The following is a 14,237-nucleotide window of genomic DNA, read 5'->3' as shown; positions in this document are numbered from 1 at the left end:
GGATTGCCTACTACCGCAGTGTGGTCCGCCCGAAGACGTAACAGCAACTCGCCGACGCCGCCTGCGTCGCCCTAGGAACCATTCGGAAGATCGAACGGGGCGAGCGAGGCGTCACTGACGCCACCCTGGAGCGTCTCCGGCACGTCGTGAACGGTTCAGAAACACCCTCTCACCGGAACGGGCCGCTGTTGGCGAAGGCATGCGCGGCGAAGCGTTCACCCATCCGGCGGTAGGCGGCGGCGGTGGGGTGCAGGCCGTCGGCAAGGTCGTCCACCTCGTCCGGGCCGAGCAGTTCGCGTCCGTCGAGGTAGTGCAGGTGGGGATCGTGCGCTCGTCGGGCCGCCACGATTCGGGAGAGTTCGTCGCGGACCACCTTCAGTGACAATGCCCCCCGGGCCACGTCGGCCGGGTCGCCCAGGGCTGTGATTTTCCCGTCCGGGCCCATCGCGGTCGGGCCGGGCGTCTCTTCAAATGCCGGGCAGTACACCGGGGACATCAGCAGCAGCGGGCTGTCCGGGTGGCCCTCCCGGATCGTGTCGAGGAATCCGTGCACCGCCGGGCCGAACGTCCGCAACCGGAAGGCGGCCAGGCCCACGATGTTGATGCCCACCTTGAGGCTGATCAGATCGGCGGGCATGTCGCGGATCGTCCGGGCGACATAGGGGTCCAGCACGGCGTTGCCCGCCTGGCTGAGGTTGATCACCTCCACTCCCCCGAGCGAACCCGCCACCACCGGCCAGGTGCCGGTGGGGCCATCGGCTTCGAGACAGTGGCTGATGGAACTGCCGTAGTGCACCCAGCGGCGCCGACCGTCCGGCAGCGGTGCCAGCACCTCGCCGTCAGCGCGTAGTGCCACCAGTTCCGTGGGGGTCTGCTGCGGCAGCCACAGCTCGACGTTCTTCATGCCGCTCGGCAGCCCGGTGAACCGTACGGTGCCCGGCTCCCCCGGGACCACTCGCTGGACGGCCCCGGGGCCCGCCATCCGCACCACATTGCCCACTGGTGCCTGCCGACGCCCGGCGTGGGCACCGTCCACCAGCAGTTCCAGCATCCCGGTCGGGCGGGGCTGGGGGTCGGTGTCGAACTGCCCTGTGGAGGTGAGGACCTCGAACTCCAGCTCACGCGCATCGGTACGGAACACCAGCCGCACCCCCGAAGGCATCACCGTCACCCCGTAGACCGACGGGTCCTGGTACTGCTCCTTGGTCCACCCAGGCAACCGGCGAGGCATCACCCCCGCCTGCGTCCTCTCCAAGTCCAGCGCCCCCCGCAACTCCACCGGCCCATCCACCAGCGGAAACGTCCGCATCCCCACCGTCACCGCTCCCCAACGCTCTCAACCCCGGATGCGTGTACGCACCCGCGAGTTCTCCAACCGCCACCCTGACACACAAACACTCCTTGTTTCCTGGGGAGATGGGGGGGCACTGCTCGGTGCTTCGGTGGTGCCGGCCGTCAGGCCGTCGGCGTCCTCGCCGTCACCGTGCCGCGCCCAGTTGGCCATGCGCAGGGGTGGCATGGTGCGCGAGCCACCGACTTACCTTGTCGAGGTACCCGGGGGTAGGGTCGGTTGAGCCCTGTACCTGTAAACGATGGTCACCGCCCGGGAAGACCTCCACAGTCAGGGTTGCCCTCGGAGGGCGGGCCGAAGCGCACGCGGATTCGGCGAAGATGCGGATGCTGTCAGCGACCGGCACCGTTTCGTCCGCGCCACCGAATAGCGCCAGATGCGGGCAGCGCAGCTGAAGCAGGTCCGGAATCGGGTCGTGGTCCTGTTTCCGCTTCAGAAACTCCCAGAGGCGTTCGTCCACGTCGCCCCAGTAGTAGGCCAGTCCCAGCGGCGCTCCCGCATCGTCGACGAGCTGCTGCGCCGTCGTGAAGTCGGCGTTGCGCCGGCCTGCTTCTGTCAGCTGGTCGTAGAGGGTCAGAGTGCTGTGGATCTCGGGGTGCCCATCACCGTGCAGGCCCCGCAGGTGGTTGGCCAGGGCGTAGCGCTCCTGCTCAGCTGGACTCGTTCCCGGGCAGCTATTGGTCACCACCCACGGCAGATCATCCTGTGCCGCAGAAGCGCGCAGGGCGACCCAGCCACCCTCGCTATGCCCGAAGAGTCCCGCAGTCTGCGGATGAACCTCAGGCTGAGCACGCAGAAAGCTCAGCGCGGTGACCGCATCAGCCGCCAGATCGTCCATGGTTGCTGTGCGCCAATCACCGGTTGACTGGCCAACGCCACGCTTGTCATATGCCAGCACGGCAAAGCCAGCCTTCACGAGATGCTGCTGGAACGGCGGGAAGTACGTTCCGTTGTCCCTGTCTGTCGGTCCGGACCCGCCCACCAGCACCACGCCCGCAACGACCAGGTCGGCCCCAGCCGGCACACTCAGTGAACCAGCCAGCTCTACCGTCCCGTTGCTGAACGAGACGTCCCGCACTCTCATGTTTTCCATGACCCCCAGTCTCCTGGCCCCGTCCCCGGGCGCGGTGATGACAATGTCCGCCTGGGCGCCGCCCCCTGCCCCGGCGCGGCCCGCGACGCGGGCCGGGTCGCCCATCTCCCCCACCTGCCGCCCCAGCTCGCGAGCGGCGGCCTTCACTCCCATCGGCGTCAGGTTGCGCAGCCTGTCCCCGCCCGGGAGCTGCCCGCCGTTCTCCACCAGGCCGTGCTTGCGCGGATCGGACAGCGCCCCGGTATGCGAGGCGGTACGAGCCTGCTTCCGCTTCGACGGGGTCGGCTTGTCGTTGTGCCGGTAACTCAGGTGCGGGGCTGAGATCCTCCGCGCACCGTGCTGCCGGCCGCGCCCCCTCCGCGGGCGCGCGGCGCCGGTGCCCGGGGCCATGCCCCATTGCGCCTTGACGCGTCAGGCCCGCAGCGACTCCTCCTCCTTGCCCGGGTCCGAGGCGGCGCCCATCGAACGCCGCCGTGAAGTACGCCTCGCCAAGTACCGCGCGTACCACGGCCGCCACCCGGTCCACGTCACCGCGCTTCCGCCGCCGGCGCGACGGCCCGCGGGTCGCCGGTGTCGCGGGCCGCGGCCAGGCCCTCCAGATGCAGGGACAGAGCGGCGACAGCGTGCCCGCGCAGCTCTGCGACGAAGTCGAGTTCGGCCAGGATCAGGGCCGCCCCGTACTCCGCGTCGAACTGCCGGTTCCACGCCTCACGTCCCACGTCCCATCACGCTGCTGTGAGTCGCGACGGAAGGACCTCTGTTGGGCCCCGGGGACGGATGGACCTCTGCGGGGATCCCGGGTCACAGGGCAAGCCCGCGAACGCGGAATTGCATGACTCGGTAGGGCCATCCCGCCTGGGTGTTCCATTGGCTGACGGACAGGTGCAGGTCGTTGAGCGTTGACCCGGGAATGACGTAGCCGCCGTACAACTGCGCGACGTGGGTGTCGTCTTCGTTGCCCCAGGACGTGCCCCACAGCAGGGTGCGGCGGTGGGCGGTGCGCAGGTCCGCGGTGAGGTGGTCCGCGACGAGGCCCTCGATCCGGTAGTCGCCCTGGTTGAACCAGGTCAGGATCCACCGGCCGCCGAGTAGCCGCAGGCACAGCTCGCCGAACGTGCCGTCCAGGACGGGTGTGGGCGCGTTGCCCCAGGCCCAGCGGCCGTCGAGGGCCCGTCCCCACGGCTCGTAGGCTCCGGGGTCTGTCAGCCGGTCGAGGCGGACCCGGTGCAGGATGACCGGCTTGTCCCGCTGGAACCCGGTGGACAGGACGTAGACGTAGCCGTCGTCGCCGAGGGCCCAGGTGAGCAGCTGGAACATGCCGTCGTGCAGGTTCGGGGCGAACACGGCACCGGTGGGGCTCCAGGTCGCGCCCGAGTCGTCCGACCGCCAGATCTCGGTGCGTACCACGTTGCCAGGCCCTTTGTTCATCATGACATGCAGATACATGGTGTCACCGAGGGTGATCACGTCGGAGGGCAGCACGGTGGAGTACTCGGGGTTGTCGTGGTCGTACGGGCACAGTTGCCGGGCGTGCCGTCCACCCACCGCGCCGGTCCATACGACCGGTCGGCCGGACCCGTCGAAGCGCCCGTAGAGCGCCACGGGCGAGCGCCACCACCCACCGCCGACCCTGGCTTCCTCGAAGGTGTCGCCGAAGACGAACAGGAGCCGGCCGTCGGGTGTCCGTACAGGCACGCCCAGGTCGGTGGCCTCCATCCGGAACCGGGTGGTGAGACCGGGACCGGTGAGGTCGGCGATCTTGGAGACGCGGAGGGGGCCTGTCGCCGCGTGGGCCGGGGTGGGGAGCTGGGGAACGCCCGCGACGACCGCCGCAGCGCCCGCTCCGAGGAAACCGGCCCGGCTGAGGTGGACCGGACGGATGGGGGCCTGGGGCGGACGTGGGGCGCGGCGCGGTGTGCTGTCGTGCATGAGCGCTCCTTGGTGGAGGGAATCAAGAGGGAGGAGCAGCGGGCGGCGTGACCACGACGGCCGTGAGGGCATGCCGGCGGGAACTGCTCACCCACGCGCCGCCGCGCCTGGGCGCCGGGCTGCTCCGAGGCGGGTGTACGGGTCCGGGATTCGATCCCGGACCCGTACACCTCATGTTCCGTGCTCCTGCTTCAGCAGCGGGCGTCGACGGAGCTGGTCCGGTCGTTGTCGGACGGGGCGAGCTGGCCCTGCCAGTGGGCCGGTACACCGCCCATGAACCCGGTGTGGTTGCTGTTCAGGTACAGGTCGATGATGGTGGGAGTGCGGTTCCAGCCGGAGGTGAGCTGGTCGTCGAAGGCGGCGGGGACGGCGTGCCGGCCGCAGCTGGGCACCCGCCACATGGCTCCCCCGCCGTCGTACTCGGTGAAGAAGCAGGTCCAGCCGTCGCGGCAGTCGCCCCAAGCCCTGGCCCGGACATCGCTCCCGGTGTAGTAGTACACGCCCTGGGCGCCCACGACCCGGGTCTCCGAAGCGGTCGCGGCGGTGGTCGCGGGCATGATGAGCGTCGCGGCGGCCGCAGCGACAGCCACGAGCCCGGTGGTCAGCTTCTTCCACGCAGCGCCACTGGCAGGACGGACTGCTGTTTCCCGCGGCTTCTCGACACTGCCCATGGCTTCTCCCAGCACACGCTTCTTCATGGGATTCCTCTTTTCCGTTCGTTGTCCGGTCCTCGGTGCGGGACCTGATGCACCGTTTGTAGCCGCTAATCTGTTGTTCGAGGCCGGTCCGCCGATGCTGAACAAACGGATACCGAACAATCGGTGTGACCGGGAGGGGAAAGGTGAGCGTGTGCCACGGGGAGAGAGCCCTCTGGACCCGGACGGTGGTCCTCTGTTCGAATTCGCGGCGCGTTTGAGGAAACTGCGGGAACAGGCCGGCCGTCCCACCTACCGGGACCTCGCACGGAACGCGCACTATGGGATCGCCACGTTGTCCTCGGCCGCGGCGGGCCGCCAGCTGCCCAGCCTGGCCGTCACCCTCGCCTACGTCCGTGCCTGCGGCGGTGACGAGCGGGAATGGAAGCTGATCTGGCAACGGACGGCCGACGCGTGCACCGGCACGGAGACCTCTGCGGAGACCTGCGCGGAGGGCCGGCAGAGAAACGGCGCCAAGCCGCCCTATGTCGGTCTGCTCCCGTTCGGGGAGGCAGACTCCGGTGTCTTCTTCGGCCGTGAGAAACTCACCAACACACTGGTCGAACATTTGAAGGAAAAGCGGTTCCTCGTGTTGTTCGGGGCGTCGGGATCCGGCAAATCATCGGTGCTGCGCGCAGGTGTGCTTCCCGCCTTTCCCGATGTTTCCCCACTGGCCTTCACACCTGGCTCGCATCCGCTGGCGGAATGCGCGGCCCGGCTCGCGACCCGCGTCGGGGCCGCTCCCGACGCGGTGCATGCGGGACTCATGGCCGAGCCGCGCACCTTCCACCGGATGGTGCGGCAGATCCTCGCCGAACAGCAGGAGACAGGATCCGCGGCGGACGAACTGCTCGTGCTCGTGGACCAGTTCGAAGAGGTGTTCACCCTCTGCCGCGACGCGCGGGAACGCGAGCGGTTCGTCGCCGCGCTCGTGCACGCGGCACAGGTCCCCGACAGCCGCACCCGGGTCGCCATCGCCGTGCGGTCCGACTTCTACACACACTGCACGCGGCTGCCCGGTCTCGTCGACGCCCTGCCCCACGCCCACCATCCCGTCGGCCCGATGACGGTCGAGGAACTGAGGGCGGCGATCGTAGGGCCCGCCGCCCGCTCCCGGCTCACCGTCGAAAGTGCCCTGCTGACGACCCTCACCGCCGACGCCCACGGCCGGCCGGGTGCGCTGCCCCTGCTCTCGCACGCTCTGCTGGAGACCTGGAAGCGAAGGCGGGGCAACGCTCTCACCCTGGCCGGCTACCGCGCGGCGGGCGGCTTCGAGGGTGCCCTCACCCAGACCGCCGAGAAGCTGTACAGCGCCCTGAGCGAACCCCGGCAGAAGGCCGCGCGGCGGCTGTTCATGCGGCTCGTCGCGCTTGGGGAGGGCACCGAGGACACCAAACGCCCTGTGCCCCGCCAGGAACTCGACGGCGGTCCCGATACCGAGTTCGTCCTCGAACAAGCGACCCGGGCCAGACTGCTGACCGCCGACGGCGACCACGTGGAGATCGCACACGAGGCGCTGATCCGCTGCTGGCCGCGCCTGGGTGACTGGCTGGAGAAGGACCGCGGCCAGGAACGTCTGCAACGCGCGCTCACCGAGGCCACCACCCTCTGGGAGTCCCTGGACCACGACCCCGACATCCTGTACCGCGGTGTACGCCTCGCCGCCGTGAAGGACCTCCCGTCACACGCCCTGACCGCTCGGGAACGCGCCTTCCTCGATGCCAGCGAGGCTGCGGCACAGCAGACGCAAGAGCGCGGCCGCCAACGCCTGCGCCGACTGCGCAGGCTGGCCGGAGCCCTGGTCGTCCTGCTCGTGTGCGCCGTGGCCGCCGCCGGTTTCGCCGTACAGGCGCAGAACACCGTCACCCAGCAGCGCAATGAGGCCGTGGCCCTCCGGGCCGCCGACGAAGCCGTGCGCCTGAGCCCGCACAACCCGTCACTGGCCGTCCAGATCGCGCTGGCCGCCTACCGGCAGACTCAGCAGGACCGCACGGGCAATGCCCTGCTCAGCTCCCTGTCCATTGCGTCGATCGATCCCAGAACGACCGACCCGAAACCAATCGGGCACACACCGGCCGTTCCCGCCGACGGCCACACGCTGGCCATGGCCGACGGTTCGCAGGTCGTCCTGTGGGACATGGAGAATCCACGACAGCCCCGCCGGCTCGGTACCACCGACGGAGTTGGCCTGGGCCCGATCCAGTTCACCCGGGACGGCAACACACTGCTCGGTGTGGACAGCAACCGCACGCTCTGGCTGTGGGACGTGACCGATCCGCTCAACCCCAGGGTGCTGTCCAAGCGACCCACGGAGCACACCGGCACCGTCTACTCCGTCGCCGTGCGCCACGACGGTCTCGTGGCCGCCACCGGCAGCTATGACGACACCATCCGCCTCTGGGACATCGCCGACCCGGCCCACCCCCGCCTGCTGGACAAGCTCACCGGGCACGACGATGACGTCAAACCCGTGGTCTTCAGCCCGGACGGAAAGACCCTTGCCTCAGGCTCCAACGACCACCATGTCCGCATCTGGGACGTGACCGACCCGCACCACGCCACCTCCATCGCCGTCCTCAAGGGGCACGAACACTTCGTCGACGCCCTCGCCTACAGCCCGGACGGCCGTACGCTGCTGAGTGGGAGCGACGACCGCACGGCGAAGCTGTGGGACATCAGCGCACTTCCCCGCAGCCGTGAGCTGGGCGAGCTGGCCAGGCACGCCGATATCGTCACCGGCGTGGCCTTCGCCTCCCACGGCCGCACGGCGGCGACCGTCGGCATCGACGGCGTGGTGAACGTCTGGGACGTGACCGACCGCGCGCGTCCCGTCCCTCTGGCCCACCTGACCAACCTTCGCGGAACGGTCAAGGAAGTCCGCTACCTCGAGGCAGACGGCACGTTCCTGACCGTGACCGCCCACCACAGCGTCCAGATCTGGTACACCGACATCGACCGGGCCCTCGCCGACGCCTGCGACCACATCCACCGCACCATCAGCCGCGCCCAATGGGCCCGCCACTTTCCCCGCCTCGACTACGCTCCGCCCTGCCCGCGCCGTACGTGACGTGGAACGGCCGCGGGGATCACGTCCGGTGACGTGCGGCGGGGTCCTGTCGTGGCGGAGGTGCCGCCCTCGGTGTCTGCCGACGGGAAACGCCGGGACAGAGAGCCTGAGTCACCAGCGCTGCCCGGCCCGGACTGAATTGTCGGTCCATGTGCGCCACGGTGATGCGTCCTCCGCGATCGTCCAGGTCGGGGCACATGGCGGGCCGAGCTGCCGGAGATCGCCCTGCCGGACCGGCGGGCTCGCTACCGTGACGACCTGAGAGCGGGCCAGGGCGGGGCACAGACGTGGTCGAGACCGGCGCAGCTGAGGGCTGTCGGCCAGGAGGTCGTCGTCGAGGACGGCCGCATCGTCGCCATCGGAGGCAGCGACCGCGCCATTCCCCGCAACGGTCTCGTCCTGTCCGGCCACGGCAAGGCCGCCAAGTGGCTCGCCGCGAACAGCAGCATCGGCGCGAAGGTGAGCATCGCGGACGGGCGGCTCACGATCACGGTGGACGCCGAGGCCTACGTCGTGCGGGCCGAGCTGCTGCGCGAGGACGCACTGGCCCGCCGTACCGGGGCCGTGGAGTCCTGCACCGTGTTCCCCGAGGCGGACGTCGACCGGGGCATCGACGAGTCCGCACGGACGATCACCGAGGCGCGCGACGCGCTGGAGGACGGCCGTGAGGCCGACGCGATCGCGCTCGCCACGACGTCCGCGACCACGGCGAGGGGCGCCGCTGACCGCACCCGCGAGTCCCGTCCCGTCGAGGGCCGCGGTGTGTGGGTGCGTCCCAAGGAGACGACTCCCGAGGCGATCCGCGCGACGATGGACCGCATCGAGCACGCGGGCTTCAACGTGGTGTTCCTCGAGACGCTCTGGCAGGGATACACGATCTTCCCGTCGGACGCCGCGAAGGCCGCAGGCGTCGAGGCGCAGCGCCCGAACATGCGGGGCTTCGACCCGCTGAAGGTGTGGATCGAGGAGGCACACAGCCGGGGCATCGAGCTGCACGGGTGGGTGCACACCTTCTTCGTCGGCTCCGAGAGGGCCGGCGACGACAGCGCCGGCGGCCAGGCCGGCCCCGGCCCGATCCTGCGGGCGCACCCCGAGTGGGCCGCCGTCGAGCGCTCGGACGTCGGCAAGCAGGGCCCCCAGCCCTCGACGATGGAACCCGGCTACTACTGGGTCGACCCGGCGATGCCCGGCGTCCGCGACTACATCCGCTCCGTGTTCCGGGAGATGATCACGGACTACGACCTCGACGGACTGCACTTGGACTACATCCGCTACCCCGTCTCCCTGCCCTACGCGTCGTCCTTCTCCTACAGCGACTACTCGCGTCAGGCGTTCCGCGACGAGCACGGCGTCGACCCGTACACGCTCGAGGAGACCGACCCCCGGTGGAAGGTGTTTGACTCCTGGCGCGAGGAGAACATCACGTCCTTCGTCAGGAGCGTCCGGGAGATGCAGCGCGAGGTGAAGCCCGGGATCGCCCTGTCCGGCGCGGTGTTCGCCGACCCGGTGGACGGGCTGAGCAAGAAGTTCCAGAACTGGGCCGACTGGATCGACAAGGACTACCTGGACCTGCTCACCGGCATGTCCTTCGGCACCTCGCCGGACTCGGTGGGCGAGGACACCGGGGTCATGCGCGAGCGCGTCGGCGACGCCTACCTCTACACGGCCACCTACGGGCCGATCCACGGCTCACCCTCGGATGTCATGGGCGACCAGTTGCAGGCCGTCAAGGACGCCGACTCCGACGGCACCGCGCTGTTCGCCTACAACCAGCTCACCGACGCGCAGGTCGAGGCACTGCACCTCGGGGCCTACCGGACGAAGGCGTTCGCGCCGCACGCCGACCCGGCGAAGGCCGCCGAGGCGGCGCTGGGCCCGGTCGTGAACCGGATCGAGTCCGCGTCCGGCTCCTGTGTGAGCGGGGCCGACGCCAAGCATGCCTCGGTCCGGCTGAAGACCGCGAAGAAGCTGCTGGAGACGGCCGGCGATCACGGCCTGGCCGCCGCCCGGCGCCAGGTCGCGGCGATCGTCGCGAACTCCGGCGCCTGGGACGGCGCACAGACCGGCTTCACCTCAGGGGTCACCCGTGACCTGCGCATGGTGGGCCGCTGGCTGGACCAGGCCGGCGGCTGAGCCGGGACCGGTCCGGCCGGCGGTTCTGGTGGGCGGCACGGTCCCGTTCGTCGCGACCGCCTTGGTCCGGGCGGCCGACGGCGGTTACGCACGGACGTCACCGCGCGCGGCAACCACTCCTCGGCGACTACGCGCACGCCCTGTGGCCACCACACCGAAACCTGACTCCAGCAACAACATGGCGTCTGAGCTGCCGGCACCGCGGCCGACCGGAGCACGGCAACGTTCTCCGGACCGGCCGCGGTGCCCCCGAGTGCGGGACTGTCACCACCCGTTGCGGTGCACGACGTCCGCGACCGGGCGACGCCGCACCGGTCCGAAGGAACCACGCGGCCAGCCCACGGGAACGACGGCGAAGGTACGCATGTCCTCCGGGATGCCCAGCGCCTCCTTCCACTCCTCCTCCAGCATCAGGTGCCAGATGGTGAGGTTGGCGGCCAGCCCCAGACCTCGGGCGGCCAGAAGCAGGTTCTGGACGCCGGGGTAGACGCACGACCCCTCGGCGAGTGCCATGAAGCGTTCCTGCGTGCGCGCCATGCGCTCGGTCGCCTCGGGGCCGAGGGCCCGCGCCGACTCCCGCAGCCCTGCCTCGTCGACCCGTGGCTCGGGGAACCGGTAGCACGGAACGACGAGGGCGGGCGTCTCGGCGAAGTGGTCCCTCTGGTACCGGATGGCGTCGACCATCCGCTCGTAGGCACCGGCGTCCATGCCTTCGGGCGCGTGCTTCCCGGTGGTCGCCAGGTAGGCGTCCACACACCGCTGCCACAACGGGGCCAGCCGCGCCATGAGGGCGGGGTCGGTGACGAGGACGTACTCGTAGCACTGCATGTTGCCGCCGCTGGGACCCCAGACCGCCGCCTGGATGAGCCGCTCCAGCAGTTCCTCCGGCACGGGGTCGGGCTTCAGGCGGCGCATGGCCCGCATGGTGGACATGGTGGCGAAGAGCGAGGGACCGTCCTCGATCGCCCGGTGCGCGGTCGTTCGCGCGGCTTCGGTTGTCATGATCGCGAGTGTAGGGGCGACATGGGTTGTACAGACGGGAGTTGCGCGCCCCCGGAGCGGACGGCCCGCGGGTGGCGGGCGTCCGGCGGCGAATCCACGGTGCGTCACCTACGGCGCCACGCCTCGCCGTCCGCGGCACCCGGTGAGCCTGGCCGGAAAGCGCGCGCCGGTTCGGCTCACCCGAGTCCCGTCCCTGGACGGCCGCCCCACGGTGTGCTCTCATCCCCATGGGCCGCATCCTTACAACGATGTACAAGCGCATCGCAGTCCCCTCCACCGAGTCGTCCGCCGCCATCCGTGGCCCCGGCGGCGGCCCCGTCGTGACATACAAGCATCGAGCTCCCACCTCAGGAGGCCCGCATGTCCGTGAGCAGACGCACGCTTATCGGCACCGGCGCCCTGGCCCTCGGCACGGCAGCATTGGGCGGCCCGCTCCTCCCCTCCGCCTCCGCCGTTCCGTCGCGCCGGGCCGGCGCGCTCGTGCCCGAAGCCTTCCGCAAGCTCCCCGCCGGCAGCGTCACCGCGCGCGGATGGCTCGCCGGTCAGCTCCGGCTCCAGCTCGACGGCCTGTGCGGCCAGTTCGAGGACCTGTCCCATTTCCTCGACTTCTCGGCCACCGGCTGGGTGCACCCCGAGCGCGGCGCCTGGGAGGAAGTGCCGTACTGGCTGCGCGGATACATACCGCTGGCGGTCGCCACGGGGGACAAGCGGGCGCTGGACCGCTCCCGCGCCTGGATCGAGGCCGTCCTCGCCACCCAGCAGAGCGACGGCTTCTTCGGACCGCGGGCCCTGCGCACGTCGCTGAACGGCGGGCCGGACTTCTGGCCGTTCCTGCCCCTCCTCCAGGCGCTGCGCACCTACGAGGAGTACACGCGCGACGCACGGATCGTGCCGTTCCTCACCCGCTTCCTGCGCTTCATGAACGCCCAGGGACCCGGGGCCTTCGACACCAGCTGGGTCTCCTACCGCTGGGGCGACGGCCTCGACATCGCCGTCTGGCTCCACCGCCGTACCGGCGAGGCGTTCCTGCTGGACCTGGCCGCCAAGATGCACACCCTGGGCGCCGACTGGACGGGCCCCACCCCCAGCCGGCACAACGTGAACATCGCCCAGGGCTTCCGCGAGCCCGCCCAGTACGCGCAGGTGACCGGCGACGCGGAGCTGACCCGGGCCACCTACCGGGCCTACGACCAGGTCATGGACGTCTACGGGCAGTTACCGGGCGGTGGCATGGCCGGCGACGAGAACTACCGGCCCGGCTTCACCGACCCGCGGCAGGGCTTCGAGACCTGCGGCGTCGTCGAGTTCATGGCCAGCCACGAACTGCTCACCCGCATCACCGGCGACCCCGTCTGGGCGGACCGCTGTGAGGACCTGGCCTTCAACATACTGCCCGCCTCACTCGACCCCCAGGGCAAGGCCATCCACTACATCACCAGTGCCAACAGCATCGGCCTGGACAACGCGCCCAAGACCCAGGGCCAGTTCCAGAACGGCTTCGCCATGCAGGCCTTCCAGCCGGGTGTCGACCAGTACCGGTGCTGCCCGCACAACTACGGTATGGGCTGGCCGTACTTCGCCGAGGAACTGTGGCTGGCCACCCCGGACGGCGGACTGGCCGCGGCGATGTACGCCCCGAGCGAGGTCCGCGCGCAGGTCGCCGGGAACACCACGGTGACCGTCACCGAGGACACCGGCTACCCCTTCACGGAGACCGTCACCCTGACCGTGTCCACACCACGCCCGGTCGACTTCCCGCTGCGGCTGCGCGTGCCCGGCTGGTGCGACGGGCCGGAACTGCGAGTCAACGGCCGGTCCGTGGCCGCGCCGGACGGCCCCGCCTGGACCACCGTGAAGCGCACCTGGCGGGGCGGCGACAAGGTGACCATGCGGCTGCCCCAGCGGACCACCCTGCGTCACTGGCCCGAGCAGCACGACGCCGTCAGCGTCCAGCGCGGCCCGCTCACCTACTCCCTGAAGATCGGTGAGCGGTACGAGCGCTACGGCGGCACCGACACCTTCCCCGAGTACGCGGTGCACGCGACCTCACCGTGGAACTACGGCCTCACCCCCTCCCCCCGGACGGCCGTCGCACGGGACGACGGGCCCGTTCCCGACAACCCGTTCACGCAGGAGACGGTCCCGGTCCGCATCACCACCGAGGCCCGACGCATCGAGGAGTGGATCGCGGACGACGAGCGGGTGGTGGCGCCCCTGCAACCGGGGCCGGCACGCAGCGATGCCCCCGTGGAGACCGTCACCCTCATCCCCATGGGCGCCGCCCGGCTGCGTATCACCGCCTTCCCCACAGCCTCGCCCGACGGACGGCCCTGGACGCCCGAACCTCCCTTCCGGCGGGTCCAGAACAAGCACAGCGGCAAGGTCCTCGCCGTCGACGGCATGTCGCTGGACAACAGCGCGCGCGTCGTCCAGTTCGACAACTCAGGTACCAGCGACCACGCCTGGCAGCTCGTGGACCGTGGTGAGGGCTGGTACCTGATCCGCAACGGCAACAGCGGCAAGGTCCTCGGCGTCGACGGCATGTCGACCGCCGACAGCGCCCGCGTCGTCCAGTTCGAGGACAACGGCACCGCCGACCACCTGTGGACCCTGGTGGACAACGGGGACGGCTGGTACCGCATCCGCAACCAGCACAGCGGCAAGGTCCTCGGCGTCGACGGCATGTCGACGGCCAACAGCGCCCAGGTCGTCCAGTTCGCCGACAACGGCACCGCCGACCACCTGTGGAGGTTCCTGTGACCGGGTGACGGCGAAGTCCGGCGGCGCGCACCTCGGGGGGCGGATGGTGAAGGCGTAGAGCCCGTAGCCGAGCATGAGGTTGCGGTCGGTACCCAGACCTTGCCGCAGATGATCTCGACGACTGGAGACGGACTCCGCTTGGCGGGTGAACGCGTCGGTCGGCAGGTGCTGCATGTCGTCGAAGTAGTGGGTGAGCGAACCGAGCGG

General features: G+C 70.2%; 9 protein-coding genes and 1 pseudogene. 4 read left to right on the top strand and 6 right to left on the bottom strand.

Going from position 1 to position 14,237, the window contains the following annotated elements; translation table 11 throughout:
- Window positions 1-53: 53 nt before the first annotated feature.
- Window positions 54-233, top strand: a pseudogene (locus tag ACFIF2_RS26185) (hypothetical protein); the annotation flags it as partial.
- On the opposite strand, the gene ACFIF2_RS26180 reads toward ACFIF2_RS26185, so the two are convergent.
- From ACFIF2_RS26180 to ACFIF2_RS26160, 5 genes are all read right to left on the bottom strand, one after another.
- A complete protein-coding gene (locus ACFIF2_RS26180; protein ID WP_395575689.1) occupies window positions 170-1,309 on the bottom strand; it encodes a GDSL-type esterase/lipase family protein in 1,140 nt (379 codons plus the stop codon). The pseudogene ACFIF2_RS26185 and the gene ACFIF2_RS26180 sit on opposite strands and share 64 nt — an antisense overlap.
- Window positions 1,310-1,478: 169 nt before the next feature.
- On the bottom strand, window positions 1,479-2,834 hold the full coding sequence (locus tag ACFIF2_RS26175; protein WP_395575688.1) for an alpha/beta hydrolase family protein: 1,356 nt from the start codon (window positions 2,832-2,834) through the stop codon (window positions 1,479-1,481).
- 137 nt (window positions 2,835-2,971) lie between these two features.
- The gene (locus ACFIF2_RS26170) at window positions 2,972-3,163 is read right to left on the bottom strand and encodes a hypothetical protein (protein ID WP_395575687.1); all 192 of its coding nucleotides are present in this window, start codon (window positions 3,161-3,163) and stop codon (window positions 2,972-2,974) included.
- Between the two features lie 82 nt (window positions 3,164-3,245).
- A complete protein-coding gene (locus ACFIF2_RS26165) occupies window positions 3,246-4,373 on the bottom strand; it encodes a DUF4185 domain-containing protein (RefSeq protein ID WP_395575686.1) in 1,128 nt (375 codons plus the stop codon).
- A gap of 191 nt (window positions 4,374-4,564) precedes the next feature.
- Window positions 4,565-5,071 (bottom strand): peptidase inhibitor family I36 protein, encoded by a 507-nt coding sequence (locus ACFIF2_RS26160; protein ID WP_395575685.1) that lies wholly within the window; start codon window positions 5,069-5,071, stop codon window positions 4,565-4,567.
- Between ACFIF2_RS26160 and ACFIF2_RS26155 the strand changes: the two genes are divergently transcribed.
- Window positions 5,043-8,135 carry a helix-turn-helix domain-containing protein gene (locus tag ACFIF2_RS26155; RefSeq protein WP_395575684.1) on the top strand — a complete coding sequence of 1,031 codons (3,093 nt, stop codon included), beginning with the start codon at window positions 5,043-5,045 and terminating at the stop codon, window positions 8,133-8,135. The genes ACFIF2_RS26160 and ACFIF2_RS26155 overlap by 29 nt on opposite strands.
- Window positions 8,136-8,594: 459 nt before the next feature.
- On the top strand, window positions 8,595-10,268 hold the full coding sequence (locus ACFIF2_RS26150) for a glycoside hydrolase family 10 protein (protein ID WP_395575683.1): 1,674 nt from the start codon (window positions 8,595-8,597) through the stop codon (window positions 10,266-10,268).
- Between the two features lie 264 nt (window positions 10,269-10,532).
- On the opposite strand, the gene ACFIF2_RS26145 is transcribed toward ACFIF2_RS26150, so the two are convergent.
- On the bottom strand, window positions 10,533-11,270 hold the full coding sequence (locus ACFIF2_RS26145) for a nitroreductase family protein (RefSeq protein ID WP_395575682.1): 738 nt from the start codon (window positions 11,268-11,270) through the stop codon (window positions 10,533-10,535).
- Window positions 11,271-11,630: 360 nt separating this feature from the next.
- On the opposite strand from ACFIF2_RS26145, the gene ACFIF2_RS26140 reads away from it, so the two are divergent.
- The gene (locus tag ACFIF2_RS26140; RefSeq protein ID WP_395575681.1) at window positions 11,631-14,030 is read left to right on the top strand and encodes a beta-L-arabinofuranosidase domain-containing protein; all 2,400 of its coding nucleotides are present in this window, start codon (window positions 11,631-11,633) and stop codon (window positions 14,028-14,030) included.
- The last annotated feature ends 207 nt before the right edge of the window (window positions 14,031-14,237 follow it).

This window comes from Streptomyces sp. BK79 (assembly GCF_044142145.1).
GTDB lineage: Bacteria > Actinomycetota > Actinomycetes > Streptomycetales > Streptomycetaceae > Streptomyces.
The sequence above is the reverse complement of the archived record's forward strand: the minus strand, read 5'-3'. Positions and strand labels throughout refer to the sequence as shown.